The sequence below is a fragment of the Tianweitania sediminis genome (assembly GCF_017813335.1).
Classification (GTDB): domain Bacteria; phylum Pseudomonadota; class Alphaproteobacteria; order Rhizobiales; family Rhizobiaceae; genus Tianweitania; species Tianweitania sediminis.
The window spans coordinates 60068-77139 of sequence record NZ_JAGIYY010000006.1 but is presented as its reverse complement, the minus strand read 5'-3'; the positions used below and the strand labels follow the sequence as shown (position 1 = coordinate 77139).

Annotated in this window: 18 protein-coding genes; 8 read left to right on the top strand and 10 right to left on the bottom strand. The window is 63.1% G+C overall.

The features are described 5' to 3' along the window. Position 1 precedes the first annotated feature (1 nt). The 9 genes from J5Y06_RS16150 to J5Y06_RS16110 all read right to left on the bottom strand — a co-directional run bounded on the left by J5Y06_RS16150 (position 2) and on the right by J5Y06_RS16110 (position 10246). Complete coding sequence (locus tag J5Y06_RS16150; RefSeq protein ID WP_209336214.1) at positions 2-2965, bottom strand: type I restriction endonuclease subunit R; 2964 nt, start codon at positions 2963-2965, stop codon at positions 2-4. Next, a complete protein-coding gene (locus J5Y06_RS16145) occupies positions 2962-4206 on the bottom strand; it encodes a restriction endonuclease subunit S (protein WP_209336213.1) in 1245 nt (414 codons plus the stop codon). The genes J5Y06_RS16150 and J5Y06_RS16145 overlap by 4 nt, the downstream gene beginning before the upstream one ends. Next, positions 4199-5701: a type I restriction-modification system subunit M gene (locus J5Y06_RS16140; protein WP_209336212.1), complete on the bottom strand. Its 1503-nt coding sequence runs from the start codon at positions 5699-5701 to the stop codon at positions 4199-4201. The genes J5Y06_RS16145 and J5Y06_RS16140 overlap by 8 nt, the downstream gene beginning before the upstream one ends. Continuing rightward, positions 5698-7209: a type I restriction-modification system subunit M gene (locus J5Y06_RS16135; RefSeq protein ID WP_245247964.1), complete on the bottom strand. Its 1512-nt coding sequence runs from the start codon at positions 7207-7209 to the stop codon at positions 5698-5700. Before J5Y06_RS16135 ends, J5Y06_RS16140 begins: the two co-directional genes overlap by 4 nt. Further along, positions 7206-7403, bottom strand: a complete 198-nt coding sequence (locus J5Y06_RS16130) for a type II toxin-antitoxin system Phd/YefM family antitoxin (protein WP_209336211.1) — start codon at positions 7401-7403, stop codon at positions 7206-7208. Before J5Y06_RS16130 ends, J5Y06_RS16135 begins: the two co-directional genes overlap by 4 nt. Positions 7404-7494: 91 nt before the next feature. Then, positions 7495-7884 (bottom strand): hypothetical protein, encoded by a 390-nt coding sequence (locus tag J5Y06_RS16125; RefSeq protein WP_245247962.1) that lies wholly within the window; start codon positions 7882-7884, stop codon positions 7495-7497. Further along, positions 7881-9206, bottom strand: coding sequence for a recombinase family protein (locus tag J5Y06_RS16120; RefSeq protein ID WP_209336210.1), 1326 nt, complete (start codon positions 9204-9206; stop codon positions 7881-7883). The genes J5Y06_RS16125 and J5Y06_RS16120 overlap by 4 nt, the downstream gene beginning before the upstream one ends. Then, positions 9203-9655, bottom strand: a complete 453-nt coding sequence (locus J5Y06_RS16115; protein WP_209336209.1) for a DUF2924 domain-containing protein — start codon at positions 9653-9655, stop codon at positions 9203-9205. Before J5Y06_RS16115 ends, J5Y06_RS16120 begins: the two co-directional genes overlap by 4 nt. Before the next feature lie 315 nt (positions 9656-9970). Continuing rightward, positions 9971-10246, bottom strand: a complete 276-nt coding sequence (locus tag J5Y06_RS16110) for a hypothetical protein (protein WP_209336208.1) — start codon at positions 10244-10246, stop codon at positions 9971-9973. A gap of 4 nt (positions 10247-10250) precedes the next feature. On the opposite strand from J5Y06_RS16110, the gene J5Y06_RS16105 reads away from it, so the two are divergent. After that, positions 10251-10970: a thermonuclease family protein gene (locus tag J5Y06_RS16105; RefSeq protein WP_209336207.1), complete on the top strand. Its 720-nt coding sequence runs from the start codon at positions 10251-10253 to the stop codon at positions 10968-10970. 45 nt (positions 10971-11015) lie between these two features. Here the strand turns inward: J5Y06_RS16105 and J5Y06_RS16100 are convergent, their stop codons facing one another. Beyond that, on the bottom strand, positions 11016-11684 hold the full coding sequence (locus J5Y06_RS16100) for an XRE family transcriptional regulator (RefSeq protein WP_209336206.1): 669 nt from the start codon (positions 11682-11684) through the stop codon (positions 11016-11018). Positions 11685-11789: 105 nt separating this feature from the next. On the opposite strand from J5Y06_RS16100, the gene J5Y06_RS16095 reads away from it, so the two are divergent. The 7 genes from J5Y06_RS16095 to J5Y06_RS16065 all read left to right on the top strand — a co-directional run bounded on the left by J5Y06_RS16095 (position 11790) and on the right by J5Y06_RS16065 (position 16997). Then, a complete protein-coding gene (locus J5Y06_RS16095) occupies positions 11790-12479 on the top strand; it encodes a hypothetical protein (protein ID WP_209336205.1) in 690 nt (229 codons plus the stop codon). 204 nt (positions 12480-12683) lie between these two features. After that, positions 12684-12893: a helix-turn-helix transcriptional regulator gene (locus J5Y06_RS16090; protein ID WP_035033040.1), complete on the top strand. Its 210-nt coding sequence runs from the start codon at positions 12684-12686 to the stop codon at positions 12891-12893. Positions 12894-12904: 11 nt separating this feature from the next. Continuing rightward, positions 12905-13390, top strand: a complete 486-nt coding sequence (locus J5Y06_RS16085; protein WP_209336204.1) for a hypothetical protein — start codon at positions 12905-12907, stop codon at positions 13388-13390. Position 13391: 1 nt separating this feature from the next. Further along, positions 13392-14279: an ATP-binding protein gene (locus tag J5Y06_RS16080; RefSeq protein WP_245247961.1), complete on the top strand. Its 888-nt coding sequence runs from the start codon at positions 13392-13394 to the stop codon at positions 14277-14279. A gap of 17 nt (positions 14280-14296) precedes the next feature. Then, positions 14297-14884: a hypothetical protein gene (locus J5Y06_RS16075; RefSeq protein ID WP_209336203.1), complete on the top strand. Its 588-nt coding sequence runs from the start codon at positions 14297-14299 to the stop codon at positions 14882-14884. Between the two features lie 10 nt (positions 14885-14894). Then, complete coding sequence (locus J5Y06_RS16070; RefSeq protein ID WP_209336202.1) at positions 14895-16586, top strand: DEAD/DEAH box helicase; 1692 nt, start codon at positions 14895-14897, stop codon at positions 16584-16586. A gap of 204 nt (positions 16587-16790) precedes the next feature. Continuing rightward, positions 16791-16997 (top strand): DUF6511 domain-containing protein, encoded by a 207-nt coding sequence (locus tag J5Y06_RS16065; RefSeq protein ID WP_209336201.1) that lies wholly within the window; start codon positions 16791-16793, stop codon positions 16995-16997. Positions 16998-17072 lie beyond the last annotated feature (75 nt).

Genomic DNA, 17072 nt, shown 5'->3' with positions numbered 1-17072 from the left:
TTCAGTAATACTCGCGAATGTAGCCGTATGCCTTCTCGAAGAGCTCGGCGTCCTGATGCAGCTTGAAGCGGAAGAGGGTCTGGCGAAGCGCCTTCTTGACTTCGCGTTCACCCGCGTGCGTGGCCTGCCAGCCATCGAAACGGACCGCACGCACGATCTCGTCGATATCGTCCACAACCCGCTTGACCATCACCGGCGTGTCGCCGTTCCGGGCTTCCTCGAACAACTCGGTCAACGCCGCCTTGCCCCGGTCAATATCCTCTTCTTCCGGCGTCTCGCGTTCGGTCTTCACCACGTCTTTTGCCAGCGCCAGAAGCTCCTTCAGGAAGTCGATCGACAGCAGAAGACCCTGCTGATGCCGGTTCTTCAGGTCCTCCAGGCGCTCGCCTAGCGCCTTGAACTTCGGATTGCCCACATGCTTCCGTAGGCGGCCCGCCAGCTTGACCGAGATTTCCTTGGCCTTCTTTTCGGGGTCCGGATTGCCGAGGACGGCCTCCAGCAGCTCGGCATCCAGAACCAGCGTGTCGAGATCATCCCGCACCGCATCGACGTGGACGTTTTCGTGGATCAGCTCGATGGTCTTGGCGCCCAGCCGATGCCAAAGCAGCCGCCCTGTGCCGCTGGAGGGTTTCAGCGACTCGTAGACCTGCGCCAGCCAGCGATAATCGTTCTCGTACTGCGTCAGCACCGGATCAGGCGACAGCGCCTCCCAGATACGCGCCAGAACGCTGAAATCGGCCGCAAAGGCGTCGCGCAGGTCGTTGTTCGGGATACATTCCTGCGCTGCGATCAGGCCCTCGTAGCCGGTCAGGCTTCGGTCTACTCCCGCGAAATAGGCGAGGCACTTCTGCAGGGCGGTCGGCAGGGCGTTGATCAACTCGGCGATGTTCGACACCGCCTTTTGCACGCCTTCCTCGTCGAACTTCAGCGCCTGCGCCACGTCGTCGAAGATGCCGAGGTAGTCGACGATCAGGCCATGCGTCTTCTGCTCGCCATAGGGACGGTTGGTCCGACAGATCGCCTGCAGCAGCGTGTGGTCGCGCAGCGGCTTGTCGAGATACATCGTCTGCAGGATCGGCGCATCGAAGCCGGTCAGCAGCTTCGACGTCACGATGATGATCTTCAGCGGGTCCTTCGGGTCGCGGAACCGGTCGAGCAGCTTCTCCTCGGCATCGCGGTCGCGCTTGAAGGCCGCATATTCGGGCTCGCCGCTGTTGACCGAGATCACCACGTCGGACACCTCGGGCGGCAGGTGGCGGTCGAGTTCCTGCTTGTATAACAGACAACTCTCACGGTCGAAGGTCACCACCTGCGCGCCAAAGCCGTTCGGGGCGACCTTCTCCTGGAAGTGCTTGGCGATGTCACCGCAAATTGCGCGGATGCGTTCGGGCGCCTTGACCAGGATCGACATCTTGGCCGCCGCCTTGCCCAGCCGATCCCGGTCCTCGTCGGTCAGACCCTGCGTCAGCTCGGCATAGGCCTCCTCGATGGCCTTCTGGTCGATGTGCAAGTCCACCAGGCGCGGCTCGAAATGCAGCTCCTTCGTCGCTCCGTCGCGGATCGAGTCGTTCAGGCCGTAGCGGCTCATGTAGCCGCCATCGTCGGTGTCGGCGCCGAAGGCGTAGAAGGTGTTCTTGTCGGCGCGGTTGATGGGCGTGCCGGTCAGGCCGAACAGGAACGCGTTCGGTAGCGCGTCGCGCATCTTGCGGCCCAGATCGCCTTCCTGCGTTCGGTGCGCCTCGTCGACCAGCACGATGATGTTGTCGCGGTCGTTCAGCACTCCATCTGCCTCGGCGAACTTGTGGATCGTGGTGATCACCACCTTCCGCGCATCCTTGACCAGCAGATCGGACAGCTCCTTGCGGCTTTCCGTGCGCACCATGTTGGCCATGTCGGCGGCATAGAAGGTGCCCGAGATCTGGCTGTCGAGGTCGATGCGGTCCACCACGATCAGCACCGTGGGGTTCTTCAGCGCCGGGTGCAGCCGCAGCTTGCGCGCGGCGAACAGCATCAGCAGCGATTTGCCCGATCCCTGGAAATGCCAGATCAGCCCCTTGCGCGGCTGGCCCGCCACGACCCGCGCGACGATCTTGTTGACGCCGTCCACCTGCTGATAGCGGGCGATGATCTTGATGCGGTGCTTGCCTTTCTGCGTGGCGAACGCGGTGAAGCTGTCGAGCATGTCGAGCACCATCGCCGGGCGCAGCATCGAGGCGGCGGCCTTTTCCACCTCGCCCAGCGATTGCTTGCCGTCGCCGTCGCGCCAGGGGCCCCACAGATCGACCGGCATCCGGATCGAGCCGTAGCGGAACTCCTTGCCCTCGGTCGCCACCGAAAAGACGTTGGGCACGAACAGTTCCGGCACGTTGCGTTCGTAATCGTCATGCACCTGCAAGGCGGCGTCGAGCCAGCTTTGGCTGGACCGTACCGGCGTCTTGGCCTCGATCAGGACCAGCGGAATGCCGTTGACCAGCAGCACCAGATCGGCGCGCTTTTCGGTCTTGCCCGCCCGGATGGTGAACTGCTGGGTGACGACAAAGCTGTTGTTTTCGATCTCGTCAAAGTCGATCAGGCGGATGGTGACGTGTTCGCCATTCGCGCCGAAGGGCATGGAGCGTTCGCCCAAGAGCCACTCGGCAAATTCCTCGTTCGCCTTCACCAGCCCGTCCGACCGTGCGCCCATGACGATGGCGCGCAGGCGATAGAGCACGTCATCGGCCCGGCCGGGGTTAGCGGCGATGTCGGAGTTCAGGCGGATCAGGGCGTCGCGCAGATGGGGCTCGACCAGCACCTCTTGCGGCTGGCGGGGAAGGTCGGCGGGGGCGACGTAATGCCAACCGAGGCCCGCGATCCTGCCGCCCGTGCGGGCAAGGCCGATGGAGAGTTGCGCCGGGCGGGCCGAGGCCGCGCCCGCGAGAAGGTCGCGCAGATGGGCTTCGACGGTGTTGGATTCGTTGAAGGTCATTCGGCACCTCCCAAACTTAGAAGTCTGGCCCTCAGTTCAGCCAATACCTGTAGCCTTCGCCGCGCTTTTTCAGCAGTCGATCTTAGGCCGTTCAATGTGCGAACATGAGCAACCTGATCCTGAAGGTCAGGGAGAGGAACCAGCAATTCTTCCACGTCAGTGGTGTTCAGGCCTCCTCTGGTCCCCCCTTGAATCGAGCCGAATATCTGACGCAAGACGAATGGTGAGATAAACCAAGCATGGAGCCATTCAGGGAGACACCGCCCCCTGTCACACGAAACTCGAATAAGGTGCTGAGAGATGATTGCGCCAGAGAGCCTATCATCTGCCAAGGCCGATTTTCCTATCGTTGCACCTTGGGCTGCGGTCAACAAATCACCTGCTTCAATAGAGTATCTGCCTGCAAGCGACTTCGCGTGACTTGCTTCGAGGTAGACCAGTTCGCTCAGGTCAAGCGCACCAAATGGTGTAATGTTATTGATTTTGGCAACAGGGACGCCGGATTCTGCGAAGTATTTGCTTGATACCGAGCCTCCGAAGGGCCCCACCTGGACAGCCTGCCGAGCTTTGCTGCCGAACTCCTTCACGCTCAGTATCGGCGTTCCATTGGGGGTTCTGTGCGCACGGCCCTTTACGATAAAGCCTTCGACATCGCCATCGAGGATTCCAACAAGGCTACGCAGAATTGGGACAATCAGAGATTCCGAAGTCTTCACCACCTGTTCAAGTTCATTTCCCGAACTATCAATCGCTGTCAGTCCTTCCACCAACCGCGCCTGCTCCTGAATCGGCGGCAGCAGGAACTCGAAGCTGGCGAGGCTTGTCCAGTTGGTGCGCGGCGACAGCGACCCGGCCGAGGTGCCGACGGCGTGATCGAAGAAGGCATCGGTCTGGCACAGGAACGGCAGCAGTTCGGGCATCAACCGGTCGTTGGCCGGTTCCAGCACATAGATGTCGCCGGAACAGACCCCTTCGAAATCCGCCACCGCCACCTTGCGCTGATAGGCGCGGCGCTTGCCGAACAGAACCTGACCGGGCTTGAACAAGGTGGTGAACGTCGTGCCATCGGCCACGTCACCCCAGCGCCGGATGCGCAGGTCGCCGGGTTCGATATGCTCTAACCCCACGACACGTTCGATCCCGGCCGCCTCGGGATCGGCCACCCGCGCTTTTGACAGGCGCACCACGTCGCCAAAGGCCACGCGCGTCCACCCCGCCTTGGAAATCGGCCGCTCAAGCATCGGCATCCTCTGCAGGCGTCAGGCCATCGAGCATGTCCACCAGCGCGTTCATGCCCGTCCAGAACTCGCGCCCCTCCTCGTCAAACGCCGCCCATGTCGCCGCCAGCGTCGCGCCTCCGCCTGCGACCGCTGCCTTGGGCCGCTTCACATACCGCGCAATCGACAGGTTGCCGTCGGCCGCCAGCACATCGGCCCCATCCGCCACCGCGGCAAAGCCGGGATCATCCGCAAAGGCGTGATAGGCCGATAAGATACGCGCCTGATGGTCGGGGCGCAGAAAGCTCTGCGCCCGTTCGCGCGCAATCTCGGCCACCGCGTCGATGAACAGGATGCGCCCCTTGCGCGCCTCGGGCTTCTGCGACCGGCAAATCACCACGCAGGCCTCCATCGGCGAGTTGTAGAACAGCCCCGGCCCGAGCCCCAGCACACATTCGACCCGGTCGGATTCGACCAGCCTGCGCCGCATCTCGGCCTCTTCATTGCGGAACAGCACGCCATGCGGAAACAAGATCGCGCAGCGCCCGGTCTTGGCGTGCATCGACGACAGGATGTGCTGGAAGAAGGCGTAATCCGCCCGCCCCTGCGGCGGGGTGCCAAGGAAGTTGCGCCCCCAGGCATCCTGTTCCCACGCGCCGCGGTTCCATTTCTTGATGGAATAGGGCGGATTGGCCAGGACCACGTCGAAGCTGCGCAGCCGGTCGCCCTGCACGAAGGCGGGCGTGGCCAGCGTGTTGCCGCTGGCGATTTGGAAATCGTCCACCCCATGGATGACCAGGTTCATCCGCGCGATAGCGGCGGTGATGGTGATCAGCTCCTGCCCGTAAAGGCCGGTGGTGCGGATATCGCCCCCGCGCCGCTTCACCTCGGCCAGGCACGAGATCAGCATGCCGCCGGTGCCGCAGGTCGGGTCATAGATGCTTTCGCCCGGCTGGGGTTCCAGCATTTGCGCCATCAGATGGACGAGGGTGCGGTTGGTGTAGAACTCCTGCGCCGTGTGGCCGCTGTCGTCGGCGAACTTCTTGATCAGGTATTCGTAGCCATTGCCAAGCTCATCCTCAGGCACGGCGGCAAGGGTCAGATCGTGCTTGGAGAAATGCTCGATCAGGTTCTTCAGCGTGCTGTCGGACGTCTGGGCCTTGTCCGTCCAGTTCGCATTGCCGAAGACGCCCTGCAGGCGCTCGGGGTTCGCGGCCTCGATGGCGAGAAAAGCCGACAGCAGCGCCCGGCCGACATCGCGCGGTGCCGTGCGCACGTTGTTCCAGTGCGCGCCTTCGGGGATCACGAAGCGGTCGTTGGCGGTGGCGGTGGCATAGCCCTCGTTGCCGGTTTCATCGAGAGCTTCCTGGTAGTCCCCATCCCAGACGTCGGACAGACGTTTGAAGAACAACAGCGGAAAGATGTACTGCTTGTAGTCGCTGGCATCGATGAGGCCGCGCAGCAAGGTGGCGGCGCCCCAGAGATAACTTTCGAGTTCGCGTTGGGTCAGCCCGCTCATTGCAGCCACCCCCCTTCGACCAGCACCTTGCGCAGGTGATCCTCGGCTGCCCGGGCGTCGGCCAGCGCGGTCTTGAACGCCTCGACGGCTTCGGGGAGCGGCGGGATGTCCTGGCCGATGGGCGGCAGGACGTAACGCGAGATGTTCAGCGTCCAGCCTTCCTTCTTGATCTCCTCCAGCGTCGCCACCTTGGCGCGATCCTCGACATCCTCGAATGCGCGGTACCAGGCGACGATCTGGCCGCTGTGCTCCTGATCGAGAAAGTTCTGCGCCCGGCCTTTGCGGAACAGGCTGGAGGCGTCGATGATCAGCACCTTGTTCTTGTGGGCTTCGGGCTTCTTGCGGCGCAGGATGACGACACATCCGGCCAGTTGCGTGCCGTAGAAAAGGTTCGGCGCAAGGCCGATGACCGCCTCGACCATGTCCATTTCAAGCAGGGCCTGCCGGATCGAGCCTTCGGCAGATTTCCGGAACAGCGCGCCCTGCGGCAGGACGACCGCCATGCGGCTGTTCCCGGTGGGCGCCATCGACGCAATCATGTGCTGGACGAAGGCGTAGTCGCCATAGCTCTCAGGCGGGATGCCGTACTGGGCCCGGCCCCAAGGGTCGGCCTCCCACAAGTCACGCCCCCATTCCTTGAGCGAAAACGGCGGGTTCGCGATGACGCAGTCGAAGGTGGCAAGGCCGCCGGTGCTGGAATCCGTGAAGGCCGGGTACCGCAACGTGTCCTCACGGGCCACCTGGAAATCCTCGATCCCGTGCAGGACAAGGTTCATCCGGGCGATCGCGGCCGTGGTCAGGTTTTTCTCCTGGCCGTAGATCTTGCCGTAGAAGGTGCGCGGATCGCCGCCCTTGCGCATGACATGCTCGATAGCCCCGAGCAGCATGCCGCCCGTGCCGCAGGCGGGGTCGTAGATGCTTTCACTTTCCTTGGGGTCGAGGATTTCGACCATCATGCGCACGACACTGCGCGGCGTGTAGAACTCGCCCGCCTTGTTGCGGCGGGTGACGTCGGCAAACTTGCCCACCAAATATTCGTAGGCGTCGCCCAGCACGTCAGTGCTGACGGTGGTGTTGCCGAGCCCAATCTCGGAGAATCCCTCGATCAAATCCTTCAGTAACTCGTCGGAAAACTTCTCCTTGTTGCCCCAGTCCGCCGAACCGAATACGCGGAACAGCGTGTCCGGATTGGCCCGCTCGATCTCCTGCATGGCCCTCTGGAGGGCCGCGCCGACGTTGGCCGGGACTTCCCTGATGTCGTTCCAGTGACAGCCCTCAGGCAGCACGAAACGGTGCACCTCCGGAAACAGGGAGGGGTCCGCTTCGCCATAGATCTCCCGAGCCTCAGCCGTCTCTTCGTCCCAGACGTCGGAGATGCGCTTGAAGAACAGCAAAGGAAGAATGTAACCCTTCCAATCCGTCCGATCGACAGCGGAGCCGCGAAGAGTATTCGCGGCGTCCCACATCGCAGATTTCAATTGCAGACCCTTGTTCAACGAATCGTTCATTCTTCACTCTGACCGCCACCAGGGGCTTTGGGTGCTGCGCCGGCCTCGATCGCCTTCAGCCGTTCATATTCCTCAACGGCCAACACGACGACGACAGTCCGCCCGTGCTTGGCCACCGCCACCGGCTCGGCTCGGGCGAGATCGATCAACCGTCCGAACCCGTACTTCGCGTCTTTTGCGCTCAGGGTCTGCATTCGAATCCTCGCCCATGCCTTCGATACTTTTGGCCAATTTGGCCCAACGAAGCAATGGCGGCAGTAACGTGAGATGTATGGACCGAGGTGATCAGGTGTTGGAGAAGGTGTTCTTCTGCTCGATCCAGCTGATCGGGAACGGGTCCATAAGTCGGCCAAGCGTAACGGCATCTGCCTGCCGTCCGTCGAGAACCGCTTCGATGATACCAGGCTCAAGTTGCGTCAGGCGCAGGACGCGCGTCATGTAGGAGGGCGCAATGTCCTCGCGCTCGGCCAGCTCGGCGATGGTGGCGAACTCGCCTGATTCCAGCATCCGCTTCCAGCGGAACGCGCGGGCGAGCGCCTTGACCAGTGTGCTGTCCGTCCTGCGCGGCTGAGCGGCCCCCTCGGGCAATTGCATCTCCTTCCGCCCGCCGCGCTTCACGACGCGGAACGGGACATGAAGCGTTACGGTGTCCGGGATCGGCGAGCCTCGGTTCATGCCGCCACGCCCATGTCGTCGCCCTGCATCTCGCGAGCCAGGCTGCCAAGGCCATCGACGCGCAGCCTGACGTTCAGGCCCTCCGTGCCGATGTCCACGCGCTCCACCAGCAGCGCCACGATGCGGGCCTGTTCGGCGGGAAAGAGTTCCTCCCACAGCGGGTCGAGCTGGTGTAGGGCGCCGCGAGCGTCGGTCTCGGTGATGTCGTCGCTCTCAGCGCGAGCAGCCTTCCAAGTCCCCGCCACGATCTCCGGCTGGCGGAACACGGCACGGAGCTGGTCAATGACGGCGGCCTCAATTTCGCCTGCTGGCACACGGCCCACGGCGCATGACCCGGAGCCATGCTTCAGCACGGTCTGGCTGACGTAGTAGCGATAGAGCCTACCGCCCTTACGTGTGTGGGTGGGCGAGAACGCGGCGCCGTCGGGGCCAAACAGCAGCCCCTTCAGCAACGCGGGCGTGTCAGCGCGGGTGCGCGCGGCGCGCTTGCGTGGGCTTTCCTGCAGGATGGCGTGAATCTTGTCCCACATCTCGCGGTCGATGATCGCATCGTGCTCTCCGGGATAGCTGTCGCCCTTGTGGACCGCCTCGCCGATGTAGGCGCGGTTGCTCAGCATGCGGTAGATGTACTTCTTGTCGATCCGGTTGCCGCGCGGGGTGCACATACCACGCGTGCCGACCTCCCGCGCCAGTTCCGTGCAGGACCCAATCTCGAGGAAGCGCTCGAAGATCCAGCGCACATTCGCGGCGCTTTCCTCGTCGACCAGCAGCTTGCGGTTCTCGACGCGATACCCGAAGGGCGGCACGCCGCCCATCCACATCCCCTTCTTGCGGCTGGCGGCGACCTTGTCGCGGATGCGTTCGGCCGTCACTTCCCGCTCGAACTGGGCAAAGCTGAGCAGGATGTTCAGCGTCAGCCGGCCCATCGAGGTGGTGGTGTTGAAGGACTGCGTGACCGAGACGAAGGTTACGCCATTGCGGTCGAACACGTCGACCAGCTTGGCGAAGTCGGCAAGCGAGCGGCTCAGACGATCGATCTTATAGACAACCACCACGTCGACCAGCCCATCTTCGATGTCAGCGACGAGCCGCTGCAGGCTTGGTCGTTCCAGTGTCCCGCCGGAGATGCCGCCGTCGTCATAGTGGTCGCGGACCAGCACCCAGCCTTCGGAGCGCTGGCTGGCGATGTAGGATTCGCAGGCCTCGCGTTGGGCGTGGAGCGAGTTGAACTCTTGCTCCAGCCCTTCCTCGGAAGATTTCCGGGTGTAGACCGCGCATCGCAGCTTCCGGACGACCTTCAATTTTTCCGCGGGCTTCGTCATGTCCGCGCCCTGTGGTTCTTGAGCCCGAAGAAGACCCAGCCGTTCCAGCGCGTGCCGGTGATTGCGCGCGCGATGGCGGACAGCGACTTGTAGGGGCGGCCCTGCCATTCGAATCCGTCGGCTGTGACGGTGACGATCTGTTCGACGCCCTGCCACTCGCGCAGCAGCCGCGTGCCCGCTATCGGTTTGAGATCGGCACGGATGCGGCGGGTGGTGATATTGCCGCCATCAAGCTGCTCGCCAAGGGCTTCAAGGCGCTTCACCGTCTCCGGCTTTAAGCCGCCGTAGGCGAGCTCCTGGATACGATACGCCAGCCTGCTCTCGAGGTAGCGACGGTTGAAGGCTGGCGGCTCGGACTCAAAGAGTTCGCGCCACTGCTGTTTCAGTTCGGGAGTCGACGTGGTCTTCAGCGCGGCCAGGCGCGCGGGGATCGGATCGAGATTGGTCATGCGTCGCTCCGCTGAGTTGCGGTTGCATGACGGCATTGGTCGGGCGGCAAGTGTAGGCAACTTTCTCCAATATCGTCAGAGACTTGCGTCTGCTCGCGCATACGCAGCCGGACGAGTCCGCGACCGAGGATCGCGCAAAGTGCTGCGCGGCGCTCAACTGGGCTCATTCGGTCCGGGGAAAGTGGATTCATGCCTTTGATTGCTCCCTCTTGGAGCCAAGGCAATCACGCAGAAGGCAGAAAGAACAGCAAAAACAGATGTTTATAGAAGCTTCTAGAAAACAAAAGCAACATCGCGAGTTGCTGCGCAGATAGCTTACGACAGTTTTGCTCTGCGCTCTTCCTCGTCAACGATCGATTCGACGATTTCGAAGTTCATTGGCGCCTGACTGATTCGCGCAACTTCGGCCGCGACACGCGCCCAATGAAGAAAAGCCCCGCCATCACCGGCGAAGCGGGCCCGGGCGGCGGCGCGTTGAGCATCATAATAGGCGGTCAGGGGATCCCGCTCTACAAGTTGGCGTGCGTCATCCCGACAAAGCCGTCTTAACTCTCGTCGTCTTTCGAGCCATTTGGAGAAGATGGAGAACATGCCAATGATCCAACGCGCAATCTTGCCGTTTATCTTTGCTGCTTTTGCGCTCGTTGCAAGTTCGGCAGACTCGCTGGTTGCGGACGAGAGCGTGCGGTCACTGGTTGGTCGCGCCTCGGTTATTGATGGCGACACGATCGAGATCGCCGGCGAGCGCATCAGGATCAACGGCATAGATGCGCCTGAATCCTCGCAGCTCTGCGAGGACGATCAGGGACGATCATACCGCTGCGGAGCGATCTCGGCTCGCGCCATCGACCAATTGCTTGCTGAGTCTCGACCCGTGCGCTGCGAGTTCGTGGAGCGGGATCAATATGGTCGGTTCGTCGGGGACTGCTTCCGCGCCGACGGGCTCGGCGTGGCAGCTGCAATGGTGCGAGCCGGAATGGCTATGGACTGGCCGCGTTATAGTGGTGGCGCCTACGCGGATGAGCAGTCGGCGGCGGCCGTCGAGAAAGCAGGAATCTGGCAGGGCGAATTTCAGCCGCCATGGGAGTGGCGGGCAGCACAACGGAATTCGTCACCTGTCGCCCCTCTGATCGCGCCGGTCACGTCGGACGGTTGCGACATCAAGGGCAACATCAGCAGGAGTGGCGAGCGGATCTATCACGTTCCAGGCATGCGCGATTATGACCGGACGCGGATCAACGAGCGTGCGGGTGAGCGCTGGTTCTGCAGGGAGGCTGAAGCGGGAGATGCTGGCTGGAGACCCGCCCAGCGATGACCTCTGAAGCCCGAGCTGCGGCCTCCGCTGACACATGCTCTCCCACTAGATCTCTCGCCCGAACCACCTGATGCGCCCGATGATCTTGATCTCCTCGGCCGTTCGCTCATAGGGGCTATAGAACGTGTTGTCCGAGATGATGCGGACCTGTGGCGGGTCGGAGTTCGGAATATGTTCCAGTCGCTTGGCGACCAGTCCCATCCCATCGAACAACACAAAGATGCCGGGTGGCGTTGGGAGAGCGCGACCGAGATCCACAAGGACGACATCTCCGTCGTGAAGGGTCGGCATCATGCTGTCGCCTTCGACGTGCATGATCCTCAAGTTCGCGGGGTTGGCGCGCAGGCTATGGGTGATCCAGGAGCTCTTGAAGTGGTAGGGCTCGCCGGTTTCCACTTCGTCGGCGACGAGTTTCCCGCCACCCATCGAGGCCGTGACCTCGACTGAGGGGATGGCAACGAACCCGTCGGGTTCCCCGCCCATGTCGGGTTCTTCGCCTTCTACCTCGCCTCTGCCGTGCAGCAGCCAGTTACGATCGACCTTCAGCACCTTGGCGATCTTGTCCAGCTTCTCCAGGTTGGGATGCTCCGACCGACCGCGCATAATGTCGTAGACGAACGACCGGTTGACGCGGGCCTGCTCTGCCACTTCGCGCGCGTTCATTGCCAACTGCTGAGCGCGTGCCCTGAGCCGTTCAGCGAGCTTCATCTGCATCTGGACCATCCAATATGTGGATAATGTGGACATAGACGGATTGATTCGTCCGCGTCAAGGAAATAGAACAAACACGGAACGAATGGTAGTGGGCGAGTCCGTGGCATGGCAGGCATCGAGAAGGAGTATTTTGCGCTCGAAGAGCTGGAGGAGCGGTGGGAACTGCCTCACCGCGACTTGGTGTACCTTGCCGAGAACGGACTGCTGAAAGTCTCGGTGCGCCTCTATGGCGTTCGCCTGGAACAGGGCTGCTACGAGGAGGTGGATAAGGGCCAGTGGTGCAGCATCCCCGAAGAACAGAGTCTATTTCACGGGCTTCAGGACCTTAGGGCTCACGACGCCTATCGTCTGTTCCACGAGGGTGCGCTGCGCGTGGAGCGCTTCGATGCATCCGCTGGCCGCTACTGCGTGGTGCTGCAGCCGGAGAGCGGCATCTTGATCAAGCAGGATGAACTGGTGGTCCGGCGAGATGAGCGGGACCGGGCTGAAGCCAAGCACGGACTGGCGGGCACGGGGCGCGGTTCCGAGATCGTCTTCGAACAAAGGGATGACTTCAGCGAGGTGGTCCTCGGAGAGCGAACCTACATGCTCGGGCAGTTCCAGGCTCGCGTCGTGAAAATCCTCCATGATGCGGCCATGAGCGGGTGCCCATGGCAGCACGGTAAGGCGGTGCTGGCGGATGCTGGCTCCTCCTGCACCCGACTGTCTGATCTATTCAAGACACAGCCGGAATGGCGCAAGCTCATCCAATCCGATCGGCGCGGCCGATATCGGCTCAACATCAAGTTCTCCTGATCCCCCACCACGAAGCCCGGTTCAGCCGGGCTTTTCGCTTTAGACGGGCCTGGCTCGTCTGACCAAATCCCCCAGCCATCCCCCGCGGCATGGGAAAATCATCCTATTTCATCCCCTGACGATCCACTTTCCGTCCCGACGACGCAGTTCTGATCCTTCGCCATCCTCTCCGCAGGTTTTCGACTGGAACCGAAGGACAGACAGATGGCTACGAAACACCTCAATCAAATTGATCTGGCTGCGCGCTGGAACATCTCGCACCGCACGCTTGAGCGGTGGCGCTGGACGGGCGAAGGCCCGCGCTTTGTCAAGCTGGGCGGCCGCGTCGTGTACCGGCTCGAGGACATCGAGGAGTACGAGCGCGAGCAGATGCGCGCGAGCACCGCCCGCACCTTCACCAATCCTGCGGCGTGAGGGGTGCGGCAATGAGAGATTCCAACCGCATTTCACTTGACGAGCTCGGGCTCATGCCGGTCGGCGACATCGCCGCTCTGCCCGCCGAGCAACTGGCGCTGCTGCAGGAGGAGGCCGGCGAACGGTTGCGCAGCGCCGAAGCGATCAGCGAGTGGCTCAACGGGGCCATTGCACTCAAATACACCGACCGGGCAGCCATGGCGCGCCTCGAGGCTGCAAAGGACACCGGCACGGTGCGCCTCGCGGACGAAGATGGCGTCGTCGTTGCCGTGACCACGCCCAAGAGGGTCGATTGGGACCAGCATATCCTAGCTGCGCTCGTCGAAAAGATCAGAGCCGCTTGCGAAGACCCTGCCGAATACGTCAGGACGAAGTTCGACATCACCGAGCGCGCTTATGCGGCCTGGCCTTCCCACATCCGCAAGATCTTCGAACCGGCTCGTACGGTCCGCACTGGCAAGATGACCTTCAGGCTCATCCGGGCCGGGGAGGAATGAAATGACCCTCCCCATCATTTCGGCCGATCAGCGGCTCGCCGAACCGCGTGGCATCAAGGGTGCAATTTTCGGCAAGTCCGGCATCGGCAAGACCAGTCTGCTGTGGACGCTCGATCCGGCCACCACGCTCTTCATCGATCTGGAGGCGGGCGACCTCGCCATAGAAGGTTGGCCCGGTGACAGCGTCCGACCGCGTACATGGGCCGAATGCCGCGACTTCGCCGTCTTCATCGGCGGGCCCAATCCGGCGCTCCGGGACGACCAGGTCTATAGCGACGCCCACCACGCTGCAGTGTGCGACCGCTTCGGCGATCCATCAGGGCTCGATGGCTACCGGACCATCTTCATCGACTCGATCACCGTTGCGGCCAGACTCTGCTTCCAGTGGTGCAAGGGTCAGCCGGAGGCCTTTTCGGAAAAGACCGGCAAGCCCGACATCCGCGGCGCATACGGACTGCACGGCCGCGAGATGATCGCGTGGCTCACCCATCTGCAGCACACGCGAGCAAAGAACGTCTGGTTCGTCGGGATCCTCGACGAGAAGCTCGACGACTTCAACCGGCGCGTCTTCTCGGCGCAGATCGACGGGTCGAAGACCGGCCTCGAGCTCCCCGGCATCGTCGATGAAGTCCTGACGATGGCCGAGATCAAGGACGAGGCGGGCACGCCCTACCGCGCCTTTGTCTGCCAGACCATCAATCCCTGGAACTTCCCGGCTAAGGACCGCTCCGGCCGGCTCCTGTCTGTCGAGGAGCCACATCTCGGCCGTCTCATGGCGAAGATTCGAGGGCCGGTGAAACCCGCTTCCGAGCGGCTCGACTATCGCAGCCCATCACCGGCCGCCGCCGCTCCGGCCACCTACACGCCCACCCAATCCGAAAACGCCTGAACGAGGAGAGCCCAGTCATGTCTGGATCCTGGAACGACTTCAACGACGCCAAGCAGAACACCAACATCATCCCCAAGGGCACGCTGGCCAAGGTCCGCCTGACGATCCGCCCGGGCGGTTTCGACGACCCGGCGCAGGGCTGGACCGGTGGATACGCCACGCGGGGAACGACCGGTTCGGTCTACCTCTCGGGCGAGTTCACGGTGCTTGAAGGGCCGTACGCCCGGCGCAAGATCTTCACCCTGATCGGGCTCTACAGCCCGAAGGGCCCGGATTGGGCAAACATGGGCCGCAGCCTGATCCGCGGCATGCTGAATTCTGCGCGCGGCATCTCGGACAAGGACCTTTCTGCACAGGCGCAGTCCGCCCGCCGCATCAGCAGCTTCGCCGATCTTGACGGGCTCGAGTTCGTTGCGAAGATCGATGTTGGCACGGACACCAATGGCGACGAGAAGAACGAGGTTCGCGCGGCGGTGACGCCGGACCACAAGGAATACGCGGCCATCATGGGCGCAGCCGGCACGGTGGCGCCGCCGCAGCCCCAGACTTTTGCTCCCCAGTCCTCGATGCCGCAGCCGGGCGTGCGCCCCTCCTGGGCACAGTGAGGAGCACGCCATGCTGCTGCGCCCTCGCCAGAAGCAGTTCGTCGAGCGCAGCGTCCGCGCGCTCGGCGAGCATGGAAACACCCTCGGCGTCGCCCCGACCGGAGCGGGCAAGACGATCATGCTCTCTGCGGTCGCCGGGCGCATGGTCGCCGAGACCGAAGCCAAGGCCTGCGTGCTTGCCCACCGCGACGAACTGACCGTCCAGAACCGCAGCAAGTTCGGCCGGGTGAACTCGAGGATTACGACCTCGGTCGTCGATGCCAAGGAGAAATCCTGGGGCGGACAGGTCACCTTTGCGATGGTGCCGACGCTGGCACGCGCCAGCAATCTCGATCAGATCCCTGCGCTCGACCTCCTGGTGATCGACGAGGCGCATCACGCGGCGGCAGACAGCTATCGGCGCATCATCGACACCGCGCTCAAGCGCAATCCGATGTGCCGCATTTATGGCGTTACCGCCACCCCCAACCGGGTCGACAAGCGCGGGCTGCGCCCGGTGTTCTCGAACGTTGCCGATCAGATCCGGATCGGGGAGTTGATTGCCTCCGGCCACCTCGTGCCCCCGCGCACCTTCGTCATCGATGTCGGCGTCCAGGATCAGCTCACCAGGGTGCGCCGCACCGCCGACGATTTCGACATGGCCGAGGTCGACGCGATCATGAACCGCTCGCCGGTCACCGAAGCGGTCATTCGACATTGGCAGGAGAAGGCGAGCGAGCGCCAGACGGTGGTGTTCTGCTCCACCGTCGACCACGCTCGCAACGTCACTGACGCTTTCAACGCGGCGGGCATCGCTGCGGGGTTGATCTACGGCGACATGAGCGATGTGGACCGCAAGGCGACACTCGACACCTATGGCGCCGGGGAACTCAGGGTCGTTGTCAACGTCGCGGTCCTGACCGAAGGCTGGGATCACCCGCCGACCAGCTGCGTCGTGCTGCTGCGGCCGAGTTCCTACAAGTCGACCATGATCCAGATGGTCGGCCGGGGCCTGCGCACGGTCTCGCCCGAAGAGCATCCGGGCATCGTCAAGACTGACTGCATCGTGCTCGATTTCGGCACCTCGACCCTGCTGCATGGATCGCTGGAGCAGGACGTCGACCTGAACGGCCATGAGCCCTCCGGCGAGGCACCAGCAAAGGATTGCCCCGACTGCGGCGCCGTTGTGCCGCTCGCCACCACCGAATGCCCGCTGTGCGGTCATCGCTGGGAGCGCCCTGAAGGCGGCGAAGCAACCCCGCTTGGCGACTTCGTGATGTCGGAGATTGATCTCCTGAAGCGGTCGAGTTTCCGCTGGTGCGATCTCTTCGGCGATGATGCTGCGCTTGTCGCCAACGGCTTCAACGCCTGGGGCGGTGTCTTCTTTCTGGGCGGACGCTGGTATGGCGTCGGCGGCCTGCAGAAGCAGCGGCCGCATCTGCTGGCGCTGGGCGAGCGTACTGTGTGCCTCGCGGCAGCCGACGATTGGCTCAACGAGCATGAGAGCGACGAGAGCGCCCACAAGACGCGTCGCTGGCTCAATGAGCCGCCGACCAGCCGGCAACTCGCCTTCCTGCCGGCAGAATACCGGCAGGACTTCGGGCTCACCCGCTACCAGGCCTCGGCGTTGCTGTCCTTCCGCTTCAACCGCGATGCTATCCGCTCCCTCGTCTTCGGGGCGGCCGACGCTGATCCCCAGACACTGATCGGAGCGGCGGCGTGATGGAGGGTGCTCATGGTCACGTCCGTCTCCGATCGCCTGCGGCTCTGGCATCCGCGTGGGACGCTCTGCGCCGTATGTCGGCGGCCAACCCGTGGCTTTGGCTGGTCCGACCCCGTGCGGTCCAAGCAACCGCGCCCCTCGGTCTGGTTCTGCTCGATGGCTTGCCAAGGCTTCTGGACGCGCTTGGCGCGGGAGCGCTGGGCCATGGTTGACCTTACCGAACACGAGACGGCGGCGATCCGCGCCGCGATGAAACCGCTCGCCGAAATCATGGAGGAGATCGGCTGGCAAGCGCGCCTCTCCGACCTCTCCGAGGCGCAGGTGCTGACGCTCATCGAGGTCGCCGTCGGCGGCTTTCAGGACGCCATGCACGGCATCGCGGCAAGTGCCGACGCGGAGGTGCCGTTCTGATGCTCGACTACAATCACCGCGCCAGCTGCGCGGAACACATCAACACGGTCATTGACGAGGCGATCGTTGCTGAAC